Source organism: Pantoea sp. OXWO6B1, assembly GCF_001641135.1.
GTDB classification, from domain to species: domain Bacteria; phylum Pseudomonadota; class Gammaproteobacteria; order Enterobacterales; family Enterobacteriaceae; genus Pantoea; species Pantoea allii.
In genome coordinates this window covers 2,460,774-2,487,313 of sequence record NZ_LWLR01000001.1, presented here as the reverse complement: position 1 = coordinate 2,487,313, position 26,540 = coordinate 2,460,774, and the positions used below count along the sequence as shown (strand labels likewise).

26 protein-coding genes are annotated in these 26,540 nt (G+C 49.8%); 8 read left to right on the top strand and 18 right to left on the bottom strand.

The window, feature by feature from the left end:
• Positions 1-102 precede the first annotated feature (102 nt).
• Both A6A26_RS13850 and A6A26_RS13845 read right to left on the bottom strand, forming a co-directional pair.
• Positions 103-705: a glutathione S-transferase gene (locus A6A26_RS13850; protein ID WP_063879269.1), complete on the bottom strand. Its 603-nt coding sequence runs from the start codon at positions 703-705 to the stop codon at positions 103-105.
• Between the two features lie 4 nt (positions 706-709).
• Entirely contained in the window at positions 710-1,561 is an 852-nt protein-coding gene (locus A6A26_RS13845) for an alpha/beta fold hydrolase (RefSeq protein ID WP_172823894.1), read from the bottom strand.
• Positions 1,562-1,662: 101 nt separating this feature from the next.
• Between A6A26_RS13845 and A6A26_RS13840 the strand changes: the two genes are divergently transcribed.
• On the top strand, positions 1,663-2,526 hold the full coding sequence (locus A6A26_RS13840; protein ID WP_063879267.1) for a LysR family transcriptional regulator: 864 nt from the start codon (positions 1,663-1,665) through the stop codon (positions 2,524-2,526).
• Positions 2,527-2,736: 210 nt separating this feature from the next.
• Here A6A26_RS13840 and A6A26_RS13835 read toward each other — a convergent pair whose 3' ends face one another.
• Positions 2,737-3,570: an oxidoreductase gene (locus A6A26_RS13835; protein WP_063879266.1), complete on the bottom strand. Its 834-nt coding sequence runs from the start codon at positions 3,568-3,570 to the stop codon at positions 2,737-2,739.
• Positions 3,571-3,671: 101 nt separating this feature from the next.
• Here A6A26_RS13835 and A6A26_RS13830 point away from each other — a divergent pair, with 101 nt between their 5' ends.
• Both A6A26_RS13830 and A6A26_RS13825 read left to right on the top strand, forming a co-directional pair.
• On the top strand, positions 3,672-4,592 hold the full coding sequence (locus A6A26_RS13830) for an AraC family transcriptional regulator (protein WP_063879265.1): 921 nt from the start codon (positions 3,672-3,674) through the stop codon (positions 4,590-4,592).
• A 269-nt stretch (positions 4,593-4,861) separates the two neighbouring features.
• The gene (locus A6A26_RS13825) at positions 4,862-5,185 is read left to right on the top strand and encodes a hypothetical protein (protein ID WP_063879264.1); all 324 of its coding nucleotides are present in this window, start codon (positions 4,862-4,864) and stop codon (positions 5,183-5,185) included.
• A gap of 62 nt (positions 5,186-5,247) precedes the next feature.
• Here A6A26_RS13825 and A6A26_RS13820 read toward each other — a convergent pair whose 3' ends face one another.
• Positions 5,248-5,766 carry a GNAT family N-acetyltransferase gene (locus A6A26_RS13820; protein WP_063879263.1) on the bottom strand — a complete coding sequence of 173 codons (519 nt, stop codon included), beginning with the start codon at positions 5,764-5,766 and terminating at the stop codon, positions 5,248-5,250.
• A 167-nt stretch (positions 5,767-5,933) separates the two neighbouring features.
• Positions 5,934-6,548 (bottom strand): TetR/AcrR family transcriptional regulator, encoded by a 615-nt coding sequence (locus A6A26_RS13815; RefSeq protein WP_063879262.1) that lies wholly within the window; start codon positions 6,546-6,548, stop codon positions 5,934-5,936.
• A 54-nt stretch (positions 6,549-6,602) separates the two neighbouring features.
• Here A6A26_RS13815 and A6A26_RS13810 point away from each other — a divergent pair, with 54 nt between their 5' ends.
• From A6A26_RS13810 to A6A26_RS13800, 3 genes are all read left to right on the top strand, one after another.
• The gene (locus A6A26_RS13810; RefSeq protein WP_063879261.1) at positions 6,603-7,499 is read left to right on the top strand and encodes a DMT family transporter; all 897 of its coding nucleotides are present in this window, start codon (positions 6,603-6,605) and stop codon (positions 7,497-7,499) included.
• A gap of 465 nt (positions 7,500-7,964) precedes the next feature.
• Complete coding sequence (locus tag A6A26_RS13805; protein ID WP_063879260.1) at positions 7,965-9,083, top strand: alkene reductase; 1,119 nt, start codon at positions 7,965-7,967, stop codon at positions 9,081-9,083.
• Positions 9,084-9,097: 14 nt separating this feature from the next.
• A complete protein-coding gene (locus A6A26_RS13800) occupies positions 9,098-9,412 on the top strand; it encodes an ArsR/SmtB family transcription factor (RefSeq protein WP_063879259.1) in 315 nt (104 codons plus the stop codon).
• A 286-nt stretch (positions 9,413-9,698) separates the two neighbouring features.
• Here A6A26_RS13800 and A6A26_RS13795 read toward each other — a convergent pair whose 3' ends face one another.
• From A6A26_RS13795 to A6A26_RS13760, 8 genes are all read right to left on the bottom strand, one after another.
• Positions 9,699-10,868, bottom strand: a complete 1,170-nt coding sequence (locus A6A26_RS13795) for a Gfo/Idh/MocA family protein (RefSeq protein ID WP_063879258.1) — start codon at positions 10,866-10,868, stop codon at positions 9,699-9,701.
• 10 nt (positions 10,869-10,878) lie between these two features.
• Positions 10,879-11,802 (bottom strand): TIM barrel protein, encoded by a 924-nt coding sequence (locus tag A6A26_RS13790; protein ID WP_063879257.1) that lies wholly within the window; start codon positions 11,800-11,802, stop codon positions 10,879-10,881.
• Between the two features lie 211 nt (positions 11,803-12,013).
• On the bottom strand, positions 12,014-13,036 hold the full coding sequence (locus A6A26_RS13785) for a LacI family DNA-binding transcriptional regulator (protein WP_063879256.1): 1,023 nt from the start codon (positions 13,034-13,036) through the stop codon (positions 12,014-12,016).
• 417 nt (positions 13,037-13,453) lie between these two features.
• Entirely contained in the window at positions 13,454-13,948 is a 495-nt protein-coding gene (locus tag A6A26_RS13780) for a glutathione peroxidase (protein ID WP_063879255.1), read from the bottom strand.
• 105 nt (positions 13,949-14,053) lie between these two features.
• Positions 14,054-14,443, bottom strand: a complete 390-nt coding sequence (locus A6A26_RS13775; RefSeq protein WP_063879254.1) for a hypothetical protein — start codon at positions 14,441-14,443, stop codon at positions 14,054-14,056.
• A gap of 176 nt (positions 14,444-14,619) precedes the next feature.
• Entirely contained in the window at positions 14,620-15,150 is a 531-nt protein-coding gene (locus A6A26_RS13770; RefSeq protein ID WP_063879253.1) for a glyoxalase superfamily protein, read from the bottom strand.
• A gap of 391 nt (positions 15,151-15,541) precedes the next feature.
• Positions 15,542-17,506, bottom strand: a complete 1,965-nt coding sequence (locus tag A6A26_RS13765) for a methyl-accepting chemotaxis protein (protein ID WP_063879252.1) — start codon at positions 17,504-17,506, stop codon at positions 15,542-15,544.
• 370 nt (positions 17,507-17,876) lie between these two features.
• Positions 17,877-18,257: a hypothetical protein gene (locus A6A26_RS13760; RefSeq protein ID WP_063879251.1), complete on the bottom strand. Its 381-nt coding sequence runs from the start codon at positions 18,255-18,257 to the stop codon at positions 17,877-17,879.
• A 213-nt stretch (positions 18,258-18,470) separates the two neighbouring features.
• Between A6A26_RS13760 and A6A26_RS13755 the strand changes: the two genes are divergently transcribed.
• Positions 18,471-19,310, top strand: coding sequence for an AraC family transcriptional regulator (locus tag A6A26_RS13755; RefSeq protein ID WP_063879250.1), 840 nt, complete (start codon positions 18,471-18,473; stop codon positions 19,308-19,310).
• A gap of 634 nt (positions 19,311-19,944) precedes the next feature.
• Complete coding sequence (gene fhuA / locus A6A26_RS13750) at positions 19,945-22,119, top strand: ferrichrome porin FhuA (protein WP_063881159.1); 2,175 nt, start codon at positions 19,945-19,947, stop codon at positions 22,117-22,119.
• 177 nt (positions 22,120-22,296) lie between these two features.
• Here fhuA and A6A26_RS13745 read toward each other — a convergent pair whose 3' ends face one another.
• The 5 genes from A6A26_RS13745 to A6A26_RS13725 form a co-directional block, all read right to left on the bottom strand.
• Positions 22,297-22,614 carry a PTS lactose/cellobiose transporter subunit IIA gene (locus tag A6A26_RS13745; RefSeq protein ID WP_063879249.1) on the bottom strand — a complete coding sequence of 106 codons (318 nt, stop codon included), beginning with the start codon at positions 22,612-22,614 and terminating at the stop codon, positions 22,297-22,299.
• 40 nt (positions 22,615-22,654) lie between these two features.
• Positions 22,655-22,960, bottom strand: a complete 306-nt coding sequence (locus A6A26_RS13740) for a PTS sugar transporter subunit IIB (protein ID WP_063879248.1) — start codon at positions 22,958-22,960, stop codon at positions 22,655-22,657.
• A 132-nt stretch (positions 22,961-23,092) separates the two neighbouring features.
• Positions 23,093-24,055 carry an alpha/beta hydrolase fold domain-containing protein gene (locus tag A6A26_RS13735; protein ID WP_082875184.1) on the bottom strand — a complete coding sequence of 321 codons (963 nt, stop codon included), beginning with the start codon at positions 24,053-24,055 and terminating at the stop codon, positions 23,093-23,095.
• A gap of 35 nt (positions 24,056-24,090) precedes the next feature.
• Complete coding sequence (locus tag A6A26_RS13730) at positions 24,091-25,374, bottom strand: carbohydrate porin (protein ID WP_063879247.1); 1,284 nt, start codon at positions 25,372-25,374, stop codon at positions 24,091-24,093.
• 187 nt (positions 25,375-25,561) lie between these two features.
• Positions 25,562-26,506 (bottom strand): AraC family transcriptional regulator, encoded by a 945-nt coding sequence (locus tag A6A26_RS13725; RefSeq protein ID WP_063879246.1) that lies wholly within the window; start codon positions 26,504-26,506, stop codon positions 25,562-25,564.
• Positions 26,507-26,540: the final 34 nt, after the last annotated feature.

Sequence of the window (26,540 nt, the reverse complement as noted above, 5' to 3'; positions counted from 1 at the left end):
TAACTGGCGTCTACAGAGTAGCCTTTTACAACGGATTGATTTTAATGCAGTAAGTGTTTCCCTTATACAGATACTGCATCAATGAGACGCCACCCGCACTCTTTAACTCAAAGGTGTTGCCAAAAATTCCGGGCGCTGTTCGGCCAGCAATGTAAACCCGGTTACTTCCGGATACAGCTCACGGCTGAGGGTATCTGGCAACATCAATTCTGTAAAACTCCAGGCCACTGCGATGCTGATACCGGCCACGGACAGTATGTCAGGATGACTTTCTCGCAGCTCGTTCTCCAGCGTCTGCCATGCACCATGAAGTTGTTGAGTTACCCGATTCAACCAGGGCTGATACTGTTTTTCTTCCGGCCTGAGACGCTGTTCGTACACAATCTGCACCGCTTTTTCGCAGGCTGCCAGGGCGAAGCCGGTAAGATGCAGATCCCGGAGTTCTTCCACTCCGGACTTTGCTGTGGGTGCAGGCGAATGACCGCAATATCTCTCAAGGTAATGAATGATTAGTGTGGAGTCGATCAGCACCTGATTATCATCTGTGATAAGCGTTGGAACTTTGACAGCCGGATTAATTTTCGTTAAGACATCAAAATCGCCGAATACCGAAAGCGGTCGATGCTCGAATTGAATACCCAATACTTTCATGTAAATAGCAACCCGTCTGACATAGGGTGAATCCAGCATTCCGATCAGGATCATGGCTCTACCTCATATTATGTTGATTAACAAAATCAATTAACTGTGCGGCGACAGGCAAGGGAGCATCTTCCATTAAAAAGTGTCCGGCCTGTTCATAGATATGAAGCGAGGAAGAGACGATGTCGCGCTGCAAACGCCTTCCATACTCAACGGGTTGCCATTCATCTTCGGCGCCCCATAAAACCTGCACAGGCAGCCGGAGTTGCGGCAATTTTTCTGCAAAGTCACTGGTGTAACAGGCATTATAGTGCGCAACCTGATGCTGGTAAAACGAAGGTTGCCCTACCACACCACAAAGCGGTGCGAGATAACTTTCCAGCCGCTGCTCTGTCATCAGATGCTTATTGAAAACAGCCATCTTTAACTGGCGAGACATCGCGCGGTAATGCTCAGTGGCGGGGATCAGCGCATAATCCGCATAGTTATCCCGCATATCTTTCCATGTGGGTGAAGGCCAGGAGTCGTAGCTGGGAATATCGGCAATCGTAAGCGTCTTCAAAAGGGATGGGTTATCGAACGCCAGTCTGAGTGAAATGGCCCCGCCGATATCGTGTCCAAAAAGATGTGTTTCTTTGAGCTGCCAGTGTTCAAGCAGTTTCAGCAGAAAACCGACTTGAGCGGCAACCGAGGTATCAGCCGTCAAAGGGCGCTCTGATGCGCCAAACCCAGGCAGGTCATACAGATGAACATGAAAACCCGCATCGACAAATACCGGCACCAGTGACTGCCAGATCACTGAGTGTGCGGGCGTGCCATGAACCAGCACCAGAGGTGTTCCTGAACCATGGACCCCGGTCGCAATGCGACAACCCTGGATCAGAACGTGGTCATTCATTAATGCGTTATTAGCGGACATCAGCTTTTTCCGTTGTGTTTGTTTCAGTCAGGCTATCCGTTGACTGCATATGACACCAGTGACATTCTTTCCCGCTGTAAACCCACTTTTGTCATATAAAAATGAATAAACGACTCTCCGTTGACTCACTCAGAGTGTTCCGGACCGTGCTGCAAACGGGCAACATGAGTAAGGCCGCATTACTTCTCAACCTGAGCCAGTCCGCTGTAAGCTGGAAGCTCAGACGGCTTGAGGATCAACTTAAATGCCAGCTACTTACGCGCATCGCCGGAAAAGCCGTTGCGACAGAAAAGGGCAGCGTTCTGCTGCAACATGCGGAAAAAATACTCACTGAACACGATCTCGCCGTGGCCTATTTTTCGCCTTCGTCGCTACGTGGCAAGCTGCGAATAGGGGTTACTGAACACATCTCAATGACTGAAATATGCGAGGTGATTTCAACCTTCACTCATCACCACCCAGAGGTGGATATACAACTGGTGGTGGAGCAAAGTCATCTCCTGCGTCAGCATTTTGCTGAAGGCGGTCTGGAGATCATTTTACATCAGGATTTCACGGGCACGGCATCGACGGAAGATAAGGTATTGTGGAGTGAAAAATTAAACTGGTACGCAACGCCTGCCTGGCGGCATGAATCGGATAAGCGCCTGAAGCTTATTACCTGGGGACCGGATTGCTATTACCGAAACCTGGCTGAGGAGAAACTTCGGCAGGCAAAAATTCCATTTACTGTGATGCTGGAGTGTCCTTCAGTGGCTGGTATGCTTGCGGCGATAACCTCGGGTCTGGGGGTAGGAATTCTCAATCAATACAGCGTTGAGAAAACAATTTGTAATGCGCATGAACTTGAGACATGGATGCCTCTGCCGTCGGTTGATTGCCTGCTACGCCTGAATAAACACCGCGTTAATCCAGCAAGCGAGGCCTTCTGCGAGATGCTGACCAGGCTGATACATAAACATTGATAGTGAATTGGCTGCAATTAATTGATGAAAATAACGTGTTGTTAGTCATGTCCGCTTCTGGCACAAAGCGGACATGCTGACTGAGCTGGAGGTCCGCTATGAGCGAAAAGCGGACCATACATAAGTACTAGCATCATCCTTAAGTAAAATGGCCGACTGTCTGAGCGGCCATACCAGATTGTCCAGTCAATTCCCGCGGTCAGAGACGGGTTAGCCATCAGTCGAAAGCGTTAATTTTTCCCATTTTTCTATTTCCCTAGAAAAATCAGTGAGCTTTTGCCGCACCAGACTCAGAGCATCACTGCCTAACAACAGGTGTGTGGGTGGGTTCTGACTTTCAATCAATGTCAGGATGGCCTGCGCCGCTTTTACGGGATCACCGGGTTGATTTCCGCTTTTTTCCTGACGCGCCTTGCGAATGGGGTCAAAGAACGCGTCATAGTCTGTGATGGTTCGAGCACTGCGTGACATTGAGCGACCTGCCCAGTCGGTGCGAAACGAGCCGGGTGCGACAGCGGTGACTTTTACGTTAAACGCGGCCAGTTCCTTGCTTAAGGTTTCTGATATGCCTTCCAGCGCAAATTTGCTGCCGCAGTAATAGCTGATACCGGGCAGGGTGATGAAACCGCCCATCGACGTGATATTGATGATGTGCCCGCTGCGTCGCTCTCGCATGACCGGCAGTACTGCTTTTGTCATCGCTACTGCGCCAAACACATTCACGTCAAACTGGCGACGCATGTCTTCAAGAGAGGATTCTTCCAAAATACCTTCATGGCCGTAACCGGCATTGTTGACCAGAACATCAACAGGACCGACAGTTTCCAGTATTTCTCTGACCACCTCATCGACACGTTCAGTGTCAGTCACGTCAAGCAGACGGCCGAATGCCCGCTGCGCATCAAGCGCTTCAAAAGCATCAATGGATTCACAGTTGCGTAAAGTGCCGATAACCCGATGGCCCGCAAGCAGAGCTTCCTTCGCCAGGGCAAGACCGAAGCCGCTACTCACACCAGTGATAAAAATCGTTTTTGCAGATGTCATAATTAATTCCCATGCAGTAAAAGCTGCATGATATTGTCTGTACTGATGGATTTTCAGGCCAAATCTTATGGTTTTATTGCCTGATTTTATGAGGCTCTATAATGTCCGACATGATTACACGGGTGAAAACACTGGCAATTCAGGAGGGATATAACCTTACTGCATTGCCCGACGTGAGAATTTTGCGCGCCAACCGACCGCTTGCAAGAACGCCAGTGCTGTATGATCCCGGAATTGTTTTTGTCTTTCAGGGCAGTAAACGCGGTTACTTCGGCAAAAAGACCTATTTGTATGATGAACAGCACTACCTTGCCGTCTCAGTGCCCGTGCCTTTTACAATGGAGACTGACGCATCAGCAGAGCATCCGTTGCTGGCCGTCTATATTCATCTTGATTTTCAACTGGCCGCTGAACTGATGCTACAGATCGAACAGTATGGCGCTCTGCCCCCTTCCGCCGCGCCTGAGAGCATGATATCAAGCCCGATGGATGACACGATAAAAACAGCGGTATGGCGCGTGCTTGAGGTTCTGGACAATCCGACTGAAGCTGCAATTCTGGGGCCAGCGAGGATGCGTGAACTCTATTTCCGTGTGTTAACCGGCGCGCAGGGCAATGCAATGCGCGCGGCGCTGGCCTTGCAGGGGCAGTTCGGCAAAATTGGGAAAGCGTTACGGCGCATTCATGCCACATATGCTGAGCCTGTAACGCTCACCGAACTGGCGAAGGAAACCGGCATGAGCGTGCCGACATTTCATCACCATTTTAAAGCGATAACCAGCATGCCTCCGATGCAGTATGTAAAATCGGTCCGCCTGCACCAGGCGCGAATGCTGATGGTCCGCAAGAAGCTTACTGCTGCTGCCGCAAGCTACGCTGTTGGCTACGAAAGCCCACCGCAGTTTAATCGTGAGTTTAAACGGCTGTTTGGCCTGCCGCCGGCAGAGGAAGTAAAACGTATGCAGCGTAACTTCGCGTTTCCCTCTTTGCAGCAAACATCGACATTTGTTTCGTCGCACTGAGGTTTGGATGATATTTTGAAAATAAACTGATCAATGCAATGTCCGCTCCTGGCACAAAGCGGACAGGCTGACTGAGCTGAAGGTCCGCTATGAGCGAAAATCGGACATAGTGCTGAACTTAAATAATTATCCCTTACTAATCTTTGCGAAAAAGGCCGTTAACCCTGACCAGTAAAGACAAGGCAAAATCACGCATCCGGTCATTCAGTCGCGTCTGGTCAAGATATGATATCCTCTAGGATACTTACAGCATTGAAAGGTGAGTCCGGATGGAAAAGACCTTCACTCCTGAACAAATTGACATTATCAATCGTGTTGTCTTCAACCATATAGATAAAATGACTGAGGAAGTGGCTAACATAGTTGAAAAAACAGAGAAAGCCGCGCACCAGCAACTATCAGATCACGGTATAAATATGGCAGATTTTTATCCTGCCAATCAGCTATTTCTAATGATGACAATCGTACAAACATTGATAGACCGGGTGCATGGTGGGGACATGGCTCTTGCTCAAAAAATGATAACTATGGAAGCGAAAAGACTGAATGTCAGCGTCAGTGTCAAGGCTGTTAAATCAGGCGGACGGGCTTGAACGATTAAATTGCTAATCATGTCCGCTTCTGGCACAAAGCGGACATGATGTTCACATCCCCATTACGACGGATCGCGCTGAATGCTAAGTTCATAAACGACGCAGGGCACATCATAATGCTGTTCTGTTGCTTTGTACGTCATGCCTAATCGCTGCATCACTCGCTGAGAGGGCGCATTTTCAGGGTCAGCAACAGCCACTAAATATGTTGCGCCCATCTGCTCTGCTGCGAAATCAATAATCGCTTTAGCCGCTTCTGTTGCATAGCCTTTGCCATTGTGTTCCGGGACAAGCCGCCAGCCAATCTCTAAGGGTGCACCTTCAACGTTTGCCAGGTACTGGAGGCATGCTGCTCCAACAATGGCACCGGACGCCTTCTCTTTGATAGCCCACCACGAAAATCCATATTTCTGCCATCGGGCCTGAACTCGCCTGATATTTTCCCACGTCTCTTCTGGTGTTTTAACAATACCTTTGCTGATATACCGCATCACGCTGGCATCGTTTTCCATTACCCTTAAGCCTTCGTAGTGTGAGTCATCATAGGGTTCAAGCCTTAAACGCGCAGTTTCTAAATTCATCTGACACTCCTTTTACCTGAAGGCATTGCTTTCGCTGAACTTCTCCACATAAACCACCATAGCACGATGTAAGCTGCCTCCGCTTCTGGCACCAGGCGAACATCTGAGAATCTGTATCCGCGATGAACCCATTGCGGTGATGATATTAACAGCAGATTGCTGCTCTTTTAGCGCGGAGGGTCGGCGGTCAGGTCGGCACCGGCGTCGGGCTCTGAAAAAAGAATGCCTGGTAGCACTTGTGTCAAAAAATCATAAGGACAAGTGCTCCCCTCTATGCGAATACGTATCATAATCCCTTCGTAACTGTGAATAACCAGCTTTGCCGCGCTTTCCGGCGTCATCCCTGGCGAAAGCGTCTGGGCATCATTAAACACGGTAATCAGATCGCGCTCCCAACAGGCAAAAATTGCCCGCAGCTTTTGCCGAATCTTTTCACTGTGTACGGCCCCCGTCTGTCCAATAATCCCTGCCAGACAGCCCGCGACTTCAGGTTCACGCTCAATATACAGGCTGTGCCCGTTTAGCCAGCTGATGAGACGCAGGCGGGGATGCAGGGAGCGGTTCAGTAACGTCTCTGCCCGGAGTGCGTCAAACGTCTCGATATAAGCGTCAAGTGCGGCGCAGGCAAACTCTTCCTTACTCGGAAAGAGATTATAAAACGATCCTTTAGGCATACCTGCCTCACTCAGAATCGTTGTTATCCCTCCCCCTTCGTACCCTTCTCTCATGAAAACCCGTATACCGGCACTCAAAAGACGTTTGCGCGTATCATTCTTTGCCATAATAATTAGACCGTTCTACTTATTTTGTCAGACTATAAGGGATAAGGATAAACGATGCCACCGATAAAGACCGCCAGCAGACACACGTTGGGACTGATTATGGTGTTTCTTTCGGCCATCATGTGGAGCTCCGCAGGCTTCTTCGTGAGGATGCTCGATATGAACACGTGGGCGATGGTTGCATGGCGCTCGCTGTTTGCTTTTCTGTCGCTGGTTCTTCTGCTCATGGGGAGCGGCTATCTGCGCCGCTTTTCATTCCGTCATGATGTGGGCTTAAAAGGCCTGATAACCGCCACTGTTATGGCGATTTCCATGTTTTGCTATGTCGCAGCGCTGAAACTCACCAGCGTCGCAGGCGTGATGACCGTTTATGCAACAATTCCCTTTTTTGCGCTGGGGCTGGGCTGGCTGATACAGAAGAAGGAAATTACAAAACGTGCGCTTATTTCCGCAGCAGTGAGCCTCACAGGGGTGATTGTTATGGCAGCCTCTGCCTCAGGGAAAGGCGATATGGCGGGTAACACACTGGCTCTGGTGATGACGGCCGGGTTTGCCGCCAGCATAGTGATGTCAGGAAAGTGGCCAGAGATGAACCTGCCGGCTGTTACGGCTCTCGCATGTGCCCTCTGTGGTGTCTTCTGTTTTGCGATGATGCCACAAGACCTTCCCCTTCCCGGTTTGCATGACATCTTATGGTTGTTCGCTTTTGCGCTGGCGACGCAAAGTATGAGCTATCTGCTGTTCATGGCAGGAAGCCGATATGTTAACCCCGCGGAGGCCAGCCTGATTGCACAAACAGATATCCTCCTGGGGCCTTTGTGGGTCTGGATATTCTTCAGTGAATTACCGACCAACAATACACTCCTGGGTGGGGGAATCACCTTTGTTGCGGTAACGGGTTATCTGGCAGCGGAGTATTACCTGAAAAGAAAATCAGCCCGGAATAACTGAGGGCTTGCACCGCTCAAAAGCAAACCCGATGCTGAACACATCACAGCATTGACAACCTCCGCGTCTGGCCCAGAACGCGCTGCGTGCAGGCTGAACAATGATGCCAGCTATAAGCCAACAGCGGATATCTGCTGTTTTCCGGCGGCAAACAGAGGATGGGCGTTACGTGATTATGAATGCCTGCCTTATGCATCCCTTTGCCTCCCTGCAACGCTTTCACCTGGACGTCAGCCTGTATTCAGTTGCCGACACAGGCTGCCACCATGAAACAGATGAAACTGTCGGCGTAAGCAGATGCGTTTTGATGGAAACCTCCCCGCCTTGCGCAAAGGCATAGTGGTCGCGGTAAAACGTGTCGACAGCGACGTCATGGGCCATGCGGTACAACCGCACAAATTACACATTTACAAATTTAAATGTATAAATATAATGCCCACCTTTGTTTCTTCTCACAGGATAGTTGTTATGACGTCTCTTTTCGCGCCCCTGACGCTGGGTGATCTCACATTACGTAACCGCATTGCGCTCCCTCCCCTGACCCGTTGCCGCAGCGAGCAGCCGGGCAACGTCCCCGGTACGATGATGGTGGACTACTATCGCCAGCGTGCCAGTGCCGGTTTTATGGTGACCGAAGGGACACAAATTGAGCCTCGCGGACAGGGTTATGCCTGGACGCCGGGCATCCACAGCGAAGCACAAATCGCCGGATGGCGAAACGTCACCGATGCCGTTCATGCCGAGGGCGGAACCCTCTTTTGCCAGCTCTGGCACGTGGGACGCGTCTCGCACAATGAACTGCAGCCCGGGAAACAGCCGCCTGTTGCCCCTTCAGCTGTTGCCGCCAGCGGCGTACGGGTATTTATCGAAACCGGGCCTGGTGCCGGTGTGCTGACGGACCCCAGCCTGCCGCGCGCGTTGACGACCTCTGAAGTGAAAGAGATTGTGGCGATGTACCGTACGGCGGCGGAGAATGCCAAAAAAGCCGGTTTCGACGGTGTCGAACTGCATGCGGCCAACGGTTATCTGATCAATCAGTTTATTTCTGAACACACCAACTTCCGCACCGATGAATATGGTGGTTCGCTGGACAACCGCCTGCGCTTCCTGCGCGAAATCGTCGAGGCGGTGAGTTCAGTGTTTGGCAGTCACCGTGTCGGGGTACGTTTCGCGCCGCTGTTCTCAAGCACAGAGGAAGAGCGCGTTTATCTGGGGCTGGTTGAAAGCGATCCCCATGCCACTTACCTTCGTGCTGCCGAGATGCTGAACGCGCTCGAAACAGGCTATCTGTCTATCGCCGAAGCGGACTGGGACAACAGCCCGGAACTGCCAGAACGTTTTCGTATTGCGCTGCGCGAAACCTTCCGTTCACCCATTATGTATTCTGGGCGTTACACCAAGGAAAAAGCCGAACGCATGCTGGAAAAGGGATGGGGCGACCTGTTTGGTTTCGGACGTACGTTTATCGCTAACCCGGATTTACCGACACGTTTTAAAATGGGCTATCCGCTGAACGAGGTGGATGCTGGCTCGCTGTATGGCGGAAGCGAGAAAGGCTATACTGACTATCCTTTTTATCCTGCTTGAGGTTCGAAGACGGCATGACACCCGAAAATGCCATTAAATTACTGGCCAATCCTACGCGGGTTGCGGTGCTCAAATGGCTTAAAAACCCTGACGAAGCCTTTGCTGACTATGCTCAGCTCTATCCCTTCGATCAGTACGGTGTCTGTGCCAGTCTCATTCAGGACAAGGCGGGCCTCTCACAGCCCGCGACATCCTTGTGTCTGAAAGCGCTGCATGATGCCGGTCTGCTTGAGGCCAGTAAGGTGGGAAAATGGACCTACTATCGCCGGCGCGAACAGGCGGTATACGAGATGAATGAGGCAATCATCAAGTCTCTCCAGCAGCTGTAGGCCGTTCCTCCGAGAGGATAGCCTCTTTTAAAGCCGGGCATCAGCTATCAAAATCACCAGCAAAGGCTACTGTCTGCTTCTGGCACCAGACAGACAGTAGCCTGATCACTGTCCAGCATGCGCAACATGCGAGCCATGCTCATTTTACCAGGTCGCCCTGAAGTGTAGTCCTTGCGACCTCGCCTGAGGTCGGTTTTCAGGCCGCGAAAGTCAGTGAACTCACCCAATCTACGGCTTTTTCAGCCCTGTTAAACAGAGTGAGTCCAGACTTTTTATGGCAGAGATTTCAGCACTCTACCCACACCGAACCGGCGTCGGCTGAACGTACACAGTTTTCCACCCATCTGACGCCCGCCAGGCCCGCATGCACATCGGGATACCAGTAATTGTTCAGGAAGGCATCGTCACCGCGATCGGTGGCATCCATCGCCAGCGCAAAACGTCTGTAGAGATTCGACCATGCTTCGAAAAGTCCTTCCGGATGTCCCCCGCCTATGCGGTCATCTTCACGGGCAACTGGATGAAGATAGTCCATGCCTCTCTCCAGAATGCGTACCGGCTCACCCTGAATTTCGAAGCGGAGCTGGTTCGGCTGCTCATCCCACCACTCAATACTGGCTCTGGAACCGACGATTCGGACTTTCTGTCCATGCATTGAGCCGCAGTTAACGGCCGAGGCCCACAGACTTCCTACCGCACCATTCTCGTATTCCATCAGAACAAACGCGTTGTCTTCAAGAGGAGCACGGCTTTTCACAAAACTCTGGCGTGAGCAAAGCAGCCGCCTGATTTTCATGGCAGGTGCCATGGTTTCAGCGATACATAATGGATGGGTCGCAAGGTCACCCAAAACGTAACTGGGCCCGACAAAGCGTGGGTTCACGCGCCAACTGGTACTGGCGTTATTCTGTTCAACCGATTCGTTGTGAAAACCGTGTGCAAACTGCATGTTGATAATGCGGATGTCACCCAGTAATCCCTCCGCAATCATTTCCCTGGCCTGATGGATAAGCTGATGACCGGTATAACCATAAGTCACGCCGACGATCTTCTTTTTCTCCCGGCTCAGTGTCGACAGATGCTCCGCCTCTTCGACCGTAAAACACAGCGGCTTCTCACAGATCACATGCAGACCGGCCTCAAGGGCTGCGCAGCAGACGGCAAAGTGGGTGTTGTTCGGTGTGGCGATCGAGACGGCCTGAATACCATCATCGCGTTTTGCTTCTGATGCAAACAGGGTTTGATAGTCGGCATAGCACCGGTCCGGGCTAAGGCCCAGTGCTTCACCAAACGCGCGTCCCCGTGCAGCATCAATATCAAAGGCCCCGGCAACCAAAGTGAAGGTGTTATCGCGTAGCGCCGATGAGCGGTGGATGTAACCGATTTGGCTGGTTCCGCCACCGCCTACCATGCCCCAACGCAGTGATTTTTCGAGCGGTTTAATACCGTTAATCATGATTTTCTCCTCAGAAACCGACTGAATGCAGATACTGCAGACTTGCCGTGACGTCTCGCAGGCTGGTATCCGCATCACGCGGGTCCCTTTCCTGTTCAATGGTTATCCAGCCCTGATAATGCCGCTGGCGCAGAAAGGCGTGGACTTGTGGATAGTCGATGGCACCGCGGCCAAGTGGGCACATAACGCCCTGCGCACAGGCGGTGAAAAAATCCAGGCCTTCGTTGATGGCACGACGCCAGACAACCTCGTTGACGTCCTTGAAGTGAAGATAATCAATGCGGTCCCAGTAACGATCCAGCGCAGCAACCGGGTCCATGCCCGCGTAATACAGATGGCCGGTATCCAGGCACAACCCGGCTACTGTATGGGGAATATCCTGAACCAGCTTTTCCAGCTCATCGGCAAACTCAATGCAACCACCCGCATGGGGATGAATGACCGGCCTGACACCATATTCTTTCCAGGCAATCTCACTCAAAACAGTGATGTGTCTGATCATTCTCTGCCAGTCACTATCCTTAAGCCGTGGGGCTTTTTCTGACTGGCCGGCGGTGGCGGCACGTTCAGGATCACCGAAGTCAATAATCACAAGATAAGGTGCAGGTTTATCCTGACCGACAGACTCGCCTTTTTGGTAAAGGGCGCTCAGGTTGTGACAGATTTTGTGAGTCAGCGCGATCATTGCCGGGAAGTTCTCTTCACTCACCAAATCGTCGAAAAGGGTGCCCGCCACGACGGTCAGCTGAAACCCGTCAAGCGCCGATTTCAGCGCATCTGGCTGGACTGGCAAATATCCCCACGGCCCCAGTTCCAGGCTTTTGTAACCTGCAAGCCGGGCCTCTTTGAGGACATTCTGCCAGGGGGGAAGAAAGGGATTCTTCGGATCGTCCACGCCCCAGCTACAGGGCGCAGTTGCGATGGACATGGTCATGATTTTTCTCCTGATGCGGCAACACTGATGAACACAGACAGGCCAGACGCAAGCGCCTGACTCACTGCGCGCAGTATTGCGCCGGTTTTTTATTACCGGCAATCATTCGGAGTGAGTTATTTGATAGCGATCATGATTTTTTTATATCATTATTTTGATAGTTTTAAATCAAATCCAGACAGCACAAGCCTTTGCCTGATGGCCAGGGGATTTAGATATTTTCCGGGGTGATGAGATCGAAAGGCAGTGTCACGTAGACAGGATTGCGATCGATTTCCTGATGCCTGCTGATAAAAAGTGAGACGATCTTTTCAGCCACTGCATCGATACGGTGACGTAGCATGATTTCGACATGGGCTTCGATGAGCGCCATCTCATCACCGATAAACGGGCCATGACAGAGCATTTTTATATCCTGCCGCTTACTCTCGACGATGGCCTTAATTACGCCCTCAATGCCACCGCATGGCGCATAGATCATCGTAATCATGGGATTATTTTTTAGCAGCTGAGAGGCAGCTGAATAGCCCCCATTGATACTTTCGAGCGTCTGTAAAGGCTCCAGAACCACGACATCTTTTCTGTTTTCACGCAGATACGAACGGAAGCTTATTTCACAGCTTTCCTGACAGTTAAAACGGTGGTCACCAAGCAGAACGCCAATCACACTGTCTTTTTCAGCCATGCGTTCGGTAAACCATCCCGCCGTGCGCCCTGCTTTAAGGTTATCCAGCCCTATATAGCCAGCCTGGCCGCAGGGAGACAGATCGGAAAACAACGTGAAAATTTGCACGCCTGAAGCGGAAAGCTGCTTAATGGTATGCCGTATAAGAGGATGATCGAGCGCAACAACGCCAATAATATCAACGCGTTTTGCCAGTGACTCAAGAGAGGATACTACTTTCTCAATATCATGAATATCCGCCCACAGAAACACCGGTTCCGTTGTCAGTTTTCCCTGTGCACAGCGACTGATTTCGTCCGAAAGCACCTGATAAAAAGAATAATCATTGGGAAGAAGAATGAAGCCGGTGCGCACAGCACTTTTGACCGCCGCGGCTTCATGGGTCATCACCTTGCGGAGGTCTTCCCGGTAGCCGAGCGCGTCAGCAGCACGCAGAACCCGATCCCGGGTTTCCTGCCTGACCGAGGCTCTGTTGTTTAACACACGATCAACCGTAGCGACGCCGACACCCGCCGCTCTGGCCACAGCTGACATAGATATTTTTTTCATTGCGCCGCCTGGAATGATAGATTTCTATCATTTTAAACACAGAAACCGTGCAGCGGCAAAATACTTGATCGCATTCTGCTGTTTCATCAGGTTTTTTATGAGATTGCTCTCTCAAAAACCTGCGCCCGAAACCCCGAGCTTTTCATCTTCATCTCCATCACGTCGCCTCTGATCAATTCATAAAAGGCTGCCGGGCCTTGTTCAGCACGATGCGCCAGAGACCTGCAATCTGTACCTTGCTGTCAGTTCACTTCTGGCACAAAGCGGAGATGTGCATCAGGTCAATGCTTGCCATTGTTCTGTCGCAGATAACGGGGTTGCTGACGCCGCGGCGTATACCCAGCAGGGCGCAAGCTCCGTGCTGAATAAATCTTCACACGGCGATAACCCGGTTAGCGCAAACGCTTTCAGGATGGGCTAGCGCAACACGTTGCTTTCAAGAGCGGTCAGGATGGTGGCTTCCATTTTTTCCGGGGTAGCGATCGGTGCAAAACGCTTGAGCGGTTTGCCGTCGCGTCCAATCAGAAACTTAGTGAAGTTCCATTTGATACGCCCGCCCAGCACGCCGGGCAATTCAGCTTTCAGGTAACGAAACACCGGATGCGTTGCGGCGCCGTTGACCTCCACTTTCTCAAACATCGGGAAGCTCACACCATAATTGATGTGACAAGTCTGGGCGATGTCATCGGCACCGCCGGGTTCCTGCTTACCAAACTGGTTGCAGGGAAAACCCAGTATCATCAGTCCCTGGTCGGCGTACTTCCGGTAGAGCGCTTCAAGGCCGGCGTATTGTGGCGTGAAGCCACAGTGGCTGGCGGTATTAACCACCAGCACCAGCTTGCCTGCGTAATCACCCATAGAAATGCGTTCGCCACGCAGGCTGATGGCATGAAATTGATAAAAAGGGGTCATCGCGTCATCCTCAAAGTAAAACCCGGTCTGTGGCGGCATTGCCGGGCATCGCACAGGGCCAGATAGCGTGGCGCAGGGCCAGCAGGCTTACATCCTGTTCAGCGCTCACGACTTTGCCGCAGAACGTCGTTCCATGATGTTTTTCGCATAAAGTTCTATACCGATGTGATGTTCATGACTGACTTGCGCAATGAATGTCTGCAGGCATTCTGGCGTTGAGTGAAGCGTGTTCGCAACAAGGTCATCGAAATCGTGCGGGGTAAAGCGGTCATAGCCCTTTAACGTCGAACGCTGAAGCAGCGTATGTGCCGTAATTTCGAGAACGGCGCGTCGGTAATCATCGGACAGCAGGACATCAAGATCGTCCTGGCTAATCTCAAAGGCAAATTCATAGGTGATAAAACCGGAATCGACAGGGAGGGAGTAGATCAACGTATCCCCTTTCTGTTCGACATAGGGTTCATATCCGTCACCCATGAGGTGGACTGACTGCATATCACGCTCCTTCTTTTTCCAGCCATTCAAGAGTACAAATTCACCAAACGCGCTGGTTGCCGCTGCGGGCGAATGTCCGCCATTCGCCCAAAGCCACTGACATCACGCGCCTGTTCAATGAAGCGATGACGCAGACATGGCCCGCTTAGCCGCTATGACCAGGCTGACCACGCCGATCAGCCCTGACAGAAACGGAGCCGGTTGCCAAAGGGATCATGCACTTCCATCACGCGCCCCCAATCCTGCTCAACAATGTCCGGGCGACCGTAGCCGTACTTTTTCTCATGCAGCTCATCCCGGAATACCTGAATATTCTGCACAGGAATAAATACCGTTGCGCCAGGGCTGGCATCGCCATGATGCTCAGAGAGGTGCAACTGTAAGCCGTTTCTGACTATCCCCATATACAAGGGCAAACCGGGTTCGAAACGGTGTTCGAATTCGGCACTGAAAGACAGAAAATCCAGATAGAATTCTCGCGCCTTGCGCTCATCAAAAATTCTTAATATCGGGATGGTTTTACTGAAAGAAACGGCCGAAGGCGGGGTTTGCGCGGGCAATGTGGCGGATGCCGTATTCCAGTCTCTGAAACCCAACTGATGTGCCACTGTTTCCAGGGCGGCTGAGTGAGAAAGCGTGAGGTCACGCTGCGCCAGAGAAGATTTGAGTTTTGTCGCCATTTGTTTGGCTTGTTCGATAGATAACATGGGTTCTCCTGTCGTCAAGGCTCGATGGCGCTCGCATTACCCTGCCCCGACTCTCAAGAGTTGTTAGCTATTTGATATCAGGAAAAACCATGCTTTCACCTTATCCTTGCGGACGCGAGCGGCAGGCAGCATTGGCCCTGGGTGACAGTATAGCGCAACGGTGTAAGACGCAAGTTCGGGTCCTTCTGTAAAGTGTGCAGCATCTGGCGTGCCGTTAACGGTTTGCCTTAGCCGCGCGAGGGTTGCCATCAATAAGAAACCGGCGCACCGCCCGCGTTTGCAGACAGCCGCGCTGCGTCAACGAGCAGCTGAAGCGATCACATGGCCAGGCCAGGCAAACGATAAAGACTGGCTGGCGCAGCGCGTTTATAACCGCTGCGCCAGCGCTGCCTTAACGAGAAGTGGACAGGGTTTGCAGGACTTTCAGCTCGGCCACCGCTTCCTGCATGGCATCCATGCCCGCAGTTAAGGTGCGCAGACTATCCAGCTGCTTTGCCATACCTGCCCGTTCATGCCGGGTGCGATCACTCATCACCGCAATCGCATCGGCAGCGTGAATGCTCCGGTCAGCCATATCCGTGGCGGTTTGTACGGTGCTTGTCGCAACGTCGCGAATGCGTGAAATCGTACTCACCGCATCGTTGATATTGCTTGCCGTGGCTTCCGCCTGCTCTTTGGAGGACTGCGCCAGACGACGCACTTCTCCGGCAACCACGGCAAATCCCCTGCCCGCCTCGCCTGCCCGTGCGGCTTCCACCGCCGCATTGAGCGCCAGAATATTGGTCTGGAAAGCGATATTGCTGATGCCATGCGTAATAACGTTGATGCCATTGGAGATCGCTTCCAGATCGTCCAGCCCCTCGCCCAGGCGACTCTGCGCCTGCTGGCTCTCTTTGGCGATATCGCTGATGGCACGGATGCTGCTTTCGGCCATCATCAGTGCTTCGCCCTGGCTCTGGGTTGCCGCCTCAAGCACCGGCAGCGCCTGCACGATGGGCGCTAACTCCTGCTGATAGTTCACCACGCGGGCCAGCACGCCCGACTGCACTCGGTTGAGCGCCTCCCAGCGACGCAACGCGCGCTGAGCGTAATGCGCGGCATAGCTCGCATATTCCACTGGAAATTGCGCCATGGCATTGACGCTGTGATTAAAGAACACCAGCGCAGAGAGCGTCTGGTTGATCGGCACGCCAAGAATCTCACCAAAGCTGGAGAAGCCTGCGGCAGGAATCCCTTTAAAGAAATGCGCATCGTGCAGCTTATCGGCATTGCCTGCGCGACGCAGTATGCAGTCGTTCATCAGAACAGCCGCCGGTTTGCCGTGACGCTGGGTAAACGCCTGCCAGTCACGCTGCGTGGCCTGTTTAAAATCGGTCTCACGCATTAAATAAAGCCGATCGCCAAACTCCAGATCGCAGAAAAACTGCACACTCTGGCTGTCCATCTTCGCCACTGAGCGAATAAAAAACACCTCGCCCACCTTAACGGCAAATGTCAGCCCTTTCAGCTTCTCGGTTAGCTGCTGTTCGTTGCAGCCAAGATGTTCGGCCAGTGCCTGGGTGAAAGGCTGCTGCTGCCCCTGCGGGTTGAACACCGAGGTCAGCGTACGCTTAACGGGATCGGCTTCCGCAATGAGCCAGCTTTTATTCAGCGGCTCAAAGTTCTGACTCTTGAAGGGCGAAAAAGATTTACCCGCTGCCATCTGGCAGAAAACGATAACGGCTTTGCCCTGCAGCACCTGACCACCCACGCCAATCCATGTGCCATCAAAGGTTGCGCGTCCGCCTGCGGAGCCACCAATCGCCAGGCACGGAAAACGGCCGGTGTTATACCAGGCCTGCATCAAAAATCCTTCCGATGCTGACAGGCCGTCACAGTAAATCATGGCAAAGGTGCGGTCAGCAGAGAGCGGCATACGCAGCTTCAGCGCGGCCAGTTCATGCTGAATGGCGCTGATGCGATCGCTTGCCGTGTGGGTGTCATGAAGATGCAAATCGACGATGTGCGTTTCATGCTCCGCAATCAGATTGCGCGGTAGCCAAAGCCAACTGCCTTCCTGCCCTTCACCTTTGCAGTAAGTGGTCTGCTTACCGCTGGCGCTGAGTGCGCCGTTCGAGGAGAGCGTAATGACGGTCAGATCCGCCGATGTAAAACGTTGCCATACCTGACTGACCTTCTGAAAATCTGCCTCTGGCGGCACAAACGTCAGCAAAATACCCGCAGCACGATTGCTGAGGCCTGCTGCAGAGAGCGATGTTGGTAAGCTTTCACAGTTGAAAATCCCGTCGGCGGGCTGAGCGGCCCCTGCAAAACGGGAACCGGTTAAGCTTCTGGTCATTGTCTTGATGACAGACATAGTGTTATTTCCGTTGTTATTAAAAGGAATGCACGTACTGGTGTTGTAAAAAAAAGAGGGCTACATGCCGATCCGTTCGCGATCGGTATTCGTGAGCCCTCCTCGGCACTAAAAATGAGCCGAGCAAGCGTTATCGACTCATGCGGCCATAGCTTCAGCGATTGCTGTGATTATTATTTTCGATGGGTGTAAAAGGAGGTATTGGGAAGGATGTCTGCTGACGGTCAGAAGCAGACAGCGGCTTAAGAAATGCGCTCACAGGCTTTACATGCAGGGATTGAGAGGAGGCTCGGAAAGGCAGTCGCCATTTCATCTTTTAATTGCGACTGTTGGTTGTGAGCGGTGTGCGTTTTAACCGGATTTATCTCGCTTAAAGTAATGTTTTTGCGGTTGCTAAAGCCTCTTCTTTTGAGGGGACCATCAATAAAGGATAGCCCCAAAACTTTTCATATATCACGGCGAAAGGTCTGGCTGCCGTCCTTTTGACAATGTTTGGCTCAATCATTATGGAGGCTTTAACAAAGGTTCTTAATTCATTTTTGTGAGCTTTCATCCAGCGTGTTGTGAGCTTCATCTCATCGGCGGAATGCTCATGTTTGCTTTCAGTAAAACCTTCATCGTTAAGCAATACGAAGGGTGTCTTACGCGCCAGTAACGCTTCGAACTCACTAAACGGAGACGCAACCGTGTCCTTGCCCGAAGCATTCATGTTTATCCATACAATAGGAAAATGAGCATCATCAATTCGCATAGCAATAATCCTGTCAATCAGTTAATTAAATTTTCAGAGCTGATGTCGCGCCGATAAACAGCCACGTCAGTGACGTGGCGCGCAGCACAGAAAGAAACCAAAACTCTTATTTAATAAAATTATCTAAATACCCCTTAGACTGCATTGCGAATGTTGGTCATAATGTTGTTTAAATCCGCCAAAAACGCTTCGCTCAACCTTAAGGCTGAATGTATGTCCCTGGGACCGTCGCTAAATTCTGTTGTTATGCCTGATATTGACAGCATTCCGCGCGCCGTTTTTGCCATGAGCGCATCCATGGTTTCACGCGGCTGGGAAAATAAAACACACCAACATCGTAAGTCGCAATTACTCTATTCCGTCCGGGGCGTGCTCAATTGTGAGGTAGACGAGGGGATGTGGATTGTTCCACCGCAATGTGCCGTGTGGATACCGGGCAACATGCCACATTCTGCACGTGGTTCTGGAAATACAGAATGCTATTGCCTGTTTATTGAACCCGAAGCGATGCCTGGGCTGCCGAAAACCTGCTGCACACTCTCAGTAAACCCACTCATGCGTGAATTATTGCTTAAAGCAGCGAGTTTACCGAGGCTCTATGCGACAGAGGGGCCTGAAAGCCGTTTGATAGCAACCCTACTTGATGAATTATCTATAGCGCCTGTAGAAGACCTGCATCTGCCAATGCCACGTGATCGAAGGCTGCGTCAGCTTGCTGAAATGATGCTGGCCGATCCCATTAACAAATCCTCTTTAAGCGAATGGGCTCATCGCATTGGTATGAGTGAAAGAAGCATGAGCCGGCTGATGCTGCAGGAAGTCGGCATGAGTTATGGCCGTTGGCGTCGGCAGCTACATGTCATTCTTTCACTTCAGCGCCTAACCCGCGGTGAAAGCGTTCAGACCGTGGCGCTGGAACTTGGCTATGAGAACGCCAGCGGATTTATCACCATGTTCCGAAAAGCAGTCGGCAAGCCGCCAGCACGCTACCTTTTTGAAAGAACAGAGAAATTTGCAGCAGGTGTTATGCCTGGCAAAATTTATCTGGATTAAACGCACAGCCTGATCCGTCATCCCTTGCTCGTTCAGTTCGCCCAGACAACAGACGTTCCCCCCCTTTTCTTGACGGATTGTTCCGCCTGGGGGTTGTTGTTTATCACACTTCATTCATACCCAGTGGCATGACGCCCTGGCGGAAAAAAGCCGGCCTTTAACCGTCGTTGACGCCAAGAAACATTCAGGTGTTTCTCTGATTTCGTTGTAGCGATATTGCCGGTGAAGGCGACATCAACCACATCATTTCTGACGTTAAGTCTGGATTCCCCCCCGCTGAAAAGAAAAACTCGTCACTTTTGGCTGAAATGAAAAATTTTATGTCTGGGTTTCGCTATCGAAAAAATCATTCTCGCTATTAAATGAGAATGATTTTTATTTGTGTTGGATGTTTTACGACTGAAACGTTATGAATCCGCGTGCTGAACAGCGATAACGGCTGCGTTCCCACCGATGCGCAGCCTGAGTGGCGTTGCCTGACAACAGGGTCACAGAAGGCGCAGATGCCGCTGTTCGGGGCCGGTTTACCGTCATGGAAAGCAGACTTCTTTTTTAGAAAGTGGCGCGCGCGGGCCTGGCGCTTATTCGTTTCAGTCAAATGTATTTTATTCAAACCCTACGAGTGCATACAGACATGAAAGTACGAAGAGTCCTTGTTCCACGTTACTGTGCGGTCATCATTAGCGCATTAATGAGTTCACTGTCATTTCCCGCCCTGTCAGCAGACAGCGACGGGGCTTCACCTAAGCAGGATACACTTACGGTAACAAGCGATGGGCAGAGTAACGCTGCAGAAAATGCCTGGGGACCAGTAGGTTCCGTGGTGGCAAAACGAAGTGCGACAGCCACTAAAACAGATACGCCACTCCGTAAAACCCCCCAGTCAATTACCGTTGTCACGCGTGAAGAAATGGATTTGCTCGGCCCACAGACACTGAAAGATGCTTTTCGTTATTCAGCCGATGTGATGGTTGACAGTCGCGGTTCAGTAAGCGGGTTTAATTCAGTTAATATCCGGGGGTTCAGCCAGGTCGGCGATAATATTTATCTTGATGGACTCAAACTGCAGAGTGACAGTTTCACTTCATTCCAGGTCGATCCTTATATGCTGGAACGCGCTGAATTGCTGCGTGGTCCTGCCTCTGTCCTGTATGGCCTGAGTGACCCCAGCGGCATTATTGCATTGGTCAGCAAGCGTCCGACACCGGAAACCCTTCGCGAAGTGCAGTTTAAAGCAGGCAACCATAATCTTTTCCAGACCGGTTTTGATTTTGGCGGCGCGGTTGATGACGACAATAAGTTAACTTACCGACTGACAGGCGTGGCCAGCGATCAGGATCAGCAACAGACGGGTGAAAAAGCCAAGCGTTATTCTATCGCGCCGTCCTTCACATGGCGTCCCAGCGACAAAACCCAGTTTACTTTTTTAAGCAGTTTTCTCGATGAACCCGATACAGGATGGTTTGGCTACCTGCCTAAAGAAGGAACGGTAACCAGTGGCGCGGGTGGAAAATTACCCACCAGTTTTAACGATGGTGAACCGGGCTATAATAAAATTTCCCGTAAACAGAAGTTAGTCGGCTATGCCTTCGACCATCAAATCAATGACAGTTGGACAATACGACAGAACCTGCGCTACGGAACGGTAGATATGGATTACCGAACAATCTTTGGAAGCCAGATTTCCCCCTTTGATCCGTCGCAACTGACCCGAGGTGCGCTTAAGGCTAAAGAGCATTTGTCGACCTTCGCTGTTGATACTCAGGCGCAACATACGTTTTCCACCTATGAGGTAGACCACACGTTGCTTATGGGCGTGGATTACCGGCGCACGCGTAATGATGTATGGCAGGCGCTGGGTATAGCGTCCAGTCTGAATCTGGTCAATCCTGTATATGGTAATACGGCGGTGCAGTATTTCGGTTACCGGGATCAGGTCGATCATCTGCAACAGACGGGCCTGTACTTGCAGGATCAGGCGGAATGGAATCACTGGGTATTCACACTGGGTGGGCGTTATGACTGGTCTGAAGTAGACAGCGTCAATCGTCTTACTAACAATACCTCCGCCGGACAGGATGATAATGAATTTACATGGCGTGGAGGCCTGAACTACCTGTTTGATAACGGTATTTCACCCTACATTAGCTACAGTGAATCCTTCCTGCCAACCACGGGATCAGACTATACAGGTAAAATGTTCCAGGCATCTCGCGCCAAACAATATGAAGCCGGGATAAAATATATTCCTGACAATCAATTGATTTCCGCAACCTTGTCGGTATTTCAGTTAACAAAAGATAAAAATCTGAGTTCAGATCCTGAGCATATTTTATATTCAATACAAAATGGCGAGCAACGCTCCCGAGGTATTGAGCTTGAGACAAAAGCAGCGCTGACAGAAAATGTCGATATTATCGGCAGCTATTCCTACACGGATGCAGAATATACCAAAGATACGTTGTATCAAGGTAATCGTCCTGCTGAAATTCCAAAAAATATGGCGGCATTATGGGGAAACTATACTTTCCATGAAACGTCTCTTAGCGGATTGACGGTAGGATTAGGCAGTCGGTATATCGGGTCTACGGAAGGTGATAACGCAAACTCCTTTAAAGTGAAGCCCTACACGATCTGGAATGCCGTCATACAGTATGATTTGGGCAGATTCAGTATGCCGGGTTCAACCATAGGGCTGAACGTTAACAATCTCTTTGATAAGAATTACGTCGCAGGATGCTACGCCACAACAGCGTGTTTTTACGGCGCGGAGCGACAGATTACCGCAACCGCTACGCTCAGGTTCTAGAGCGCACGTCCTGGAGTACATTTTTTCCGCCATCACACAGGGTTAATATTGTCCGCTTGTCGCTCATGGCGGACAGTTTTCCTGGTTCAGTCTGTTTTGTGCAGCAGCGGACGTTAATCAATAAGCGTCCATATTATATGGACGCAATAGATGAGATCTGTCAGCAAAAGCGTGAGGCTATGCAGAACGCGCTGGAAGCTGGCGATAAATATCAATGAATTCCTGGACCATTTCCCGGACTAACATCGAATTCATAATATGATCCTGCGCATGAACCAGGACCAGATTTACCTGAACTTTGCCGCATCCCTCGTCCATACCAATAAGCATTGTTTGTACGTCGTGAGCCCGCTTAGATGCGGCAAAAGATTCATTCATTTGCGCTTCGACCTCATGCCAGTCACCCTTTTTTGCAGCGCTAAGGGCCTGCATGGCACAGCTACGGGACTCACCTGCATTGATGATGAGTTCCATTACCGTTGATTCCATATCCATTTGCTACCTCAATTCTGTTATTGCTGATGATTACCGTTCGTTATTCAAAAAGAGCCAGTGCATCATTGAGGATTTTCTCTCCGCGCATCATGCCGTAATCCATGCTATTGATTACCGCTATTTTTTTTCCCGCTGATATGGCTTTAGCCTGAAACTCCTCAAATTTATACTTGATCTGTGGTCCCAGAAGACAGCAGTCATACAGAGCCAGAGTCCGATCAAAATCTTCCATCGAAACCGCAACGATATCGACTTCGATGTTGTTCTTTTCTGCAGCCTGTTTCATTTTTTTCATCACCATGCTGGTAGACATACCGGCAGCACAACATAAAAAGATACGTTTCAAGTTAACTCCCTATTTTTTACAATCGAGATTTTCACTGAACCAGTGAAATAATCCCCAGAATATGTTCAATTCAATAGTGCAACTGACCTGCAATTCGTTTTTATCACGGGAATGATCCGGCATTACCCGTAGTTATTTTTTGTCCTTCAAATGGGTATCCAAAAAATTAATGATGATCTTGGTTATCTCAGGCTGATACCACATCAAACCAGCATGGTCGGCCCCCTCGACGATATAACGCGTTGAATCACGTCCATGTGCAATAAGCGCCTCATGCAAAATACCTGTCTGGCCTGGCGACACCACATTGTCGGCATCGCCGTGCATCAGTAAAAATGGCGGGGTTTTGTCGGAGATATAGGTTATAGGATTTGCCGCTTTAGCCTTGCCTGGGTTAGAAAGAATGGACCCTCCGCCCTGCCACGGAATGCCGTTGACCAGCATTGCTTCCGGAATAGCGGGAGACTTGTGCGCCTCTATAATTTCATCAGAAAAATCTTTCCCGACCGTGGTGAGATCAGATAAGCCATACAGATCAATCGCTGCCTGCACATCGCTGCTTTGCCCGGAATATTCGGTCGTATCGAACGTCTTGATGCCGTTAGTGGTGGCGACCATTGCAGCCAGATAGCCGCCGGCTGACTCACCCATCACGGCGATCCGGGAAGGGTCAATACCCAGTTTGTCAGCATTGGTGCGTAAGAACCTGACGGCCGTTTTAGCATCTTCAAGCAGGCCTGGAAAGACCATTGTCGGGACTACCCGGTAGTTTATGCTGGCCACCACATAACCCGCCCGTGAAATATCGACACGTTGGCCAATGAACTTTGATTTCGGTGCATCAATAAATCCCCCACCGGTGATAAATACCACTGCAGGAAGCGGTTTTGGGGAGTAAGGCTTAAGAACGTCCATTGACAGTTGCAGAGGCCTGCCCATGGTATTCTGTGTAAATGAGTAAGTAATATCAGGGATCATTTCAACAGCCAGTGCATTTGGCGTTAATTTGATATTTTTACTTTCTGCTACCTGACCGGCTGCGGAAACAGATAAGGTAAAGAATGCGGTCAATGCCACAATTGATTTTCTATACATTTTTTACTCCTGAATAGCGTTAAAGACAGACACCGTCAGAACCAGACTTCCATGCGATAGCCCACTCGCCATTCAGATGCTTTTGGCAACAGGGTTATTTCACGATCTCCCCCGGCGTAGGTCAATGTCAGACTGGCAAGTGGTGCGATATAAGGGAGCACGTCCAGTTGAAGAGCCGGACCTACTGAAATTTTGTAGGCATTGCCATTAGCACCGGCGACCCCATTCTTGTTTTTGGTATTGTTTACAATAAATTCATAGAGCATTGAAATGTTCTGATGATGAAGGTTTTGTTTTACCGTTACGCCACCAAAAATCCCCGTTTCATTTTCGTAGCCATAAATCATATCGCCACCAGAATAAGCCAGGTCGGGTATAACCGTGGTTCGGTCTGCAGACTTATCACGTTTGGTATATTCATATATAAAAGCGGGATTTACGGTAAAATCTTCAAATTGTGAAATGCTTCCATCGACAGTAAATCTGACAGATGAATCCCCTTTCTCACTGAGTACACTTATTCGGCTGGTATTCAGGTATTGCGCTATAACGCCTTTGCCATACTGAATTTGTAGTGAAGATTGACCTTTAATCAGGCCAAGGTAGTTTGGCATAGTGTATTTAGCTGAGAAACTTGTGGCCTGCTGTACACCGGTACCAAGTGGGTTATCCAGTTCTTTGACATAAGTAATGCCCCACTCTGTTAATCCGAGCCGATAAGTGAGGTCGAAAATCCGGCGTGAACCTTCTGCGGCCATCGGCGCGCCAGAGCTTGACCAGTCAATCTGAGCGGTCCCTACAGCAAAATCAAAATTTTTACTGCTGTAACCTATTCCTGAATCAATGTGAACTTCTTTAGTATTATAGGCAAACACATTGATCCGCTCGTCCAGATAGCGGCGGCCCGCCCAGATATTCGACTCATCTGGCAGGAAATTCAGTCCACCAAATCTCCCATAGTTTTGTGCAGTTTCAAGAGCTTTATCTCCGTACCCTACAACCTGATAAGTGTAATCAGCCCACTGTTCAGGCGCGCCGATCCCTGTCCATTTCTTGGTAACGGCAAGCGACGTATAATAATCGTGCCAAAAGCTGTTACCGAGATCCCCCATTTTTCCTCGCGGGTCCTGATTCGGGCCAGTGGGATCTGCATGAAGCGTCATGTTTTTGGGTCTGTTGTATTCGCTCTGAAAATCGCCGGCAACCATTCCATAGCCATTTAATTGAAACGAGCCATCCTCAGAAATATTTGCAGAATAGCTTTCATTTATACAACTACAAAACAGCAATAAATAAAGCGTTATTTTATTTAAACACATTATTATAGCTCCACTGGTAATGGTAGGGTAATTTTTTAATAATAAAAGAAATCACAACCATTATATTTGACCGCCAAAGTAGAGTTATAACCAGGCTTGTGTTTTTGTATGTCGAATTTTGCATTCAATATTAAATTTAAAAAAAGCCAGACAAAAATGCCTGACTTTTCCGAACAGGGAAAGAGGGTTAGTTAAAACTATTGCGATATTCCTTGATACTCATGCCGTATTTATTTTTGAATATTTTATAGCAGTGAGTGGCATTTTCATAACCGGACATGTTGATTGCGTCAATTATTGAATAATTTGTGTTTTTTAGTAAATGCGTTAGGATATCCAACCTTTTTTCAATAAGGAGTTCACTAAAGTTCTTTCCGGTGAAGTCTTTGAGTAATTTGCTTACCTTATAATTCGGCTGATTTAACCTTCGAGAAATGTCGTTAAGTGTCGCAACTTTATAATTCTCATCAATATATCTGAGGACAGATGTTGATATCGAATTATTGTAAGTTCCATTAATGTGATAGTCACTACACTCAATATTTGCAAGTAATTCGGTCAGCAACAAACCCACTAAAAAATTAACGCGCACCTCTCTAAGTTTATTTGCGCTATAAATCTCAGTAATGATGATGTGCATAATGTTCTGGATAGAATCTATCTCACCCACTTTGAAATGAATATGTTCCCCATAACGACGCTTACCATTTATTGACGCGAGAATGAAATCCGATATCAGGTTATCCTCATCAAACAACGACATTAATTTGCCAAAAAACTCCGTTTTGATGATGAAGTTAATGATGATGTCGTTATGGCCGGCAGAATCAATTTCGTGTTTAGCAAACTGGTTGAGGAGCATAATTTCCCCTTCCTGTAATGTCATGGGCACGCCATTGACATTTTGACGCATACTTCCTTGATAGATATAGATGAGTTCTATAAAATCATGTGAATGCAAGGACACTTTTGTGAAACGAGTCTGTTTTTCAATATAAATATAGTTATCTTTAAAAAACCTACGCTCCATGCGGTTCTTAAACTTATGACTCAGCTGATAGTTAGCACGTAAAATCTCAAGTTCTCTCTCTGTATATGCTAACAGACTGTCATGTATTTCAGGATTGATCATAAAACACCTACATGGAGCTTTTAATTAATGAAGC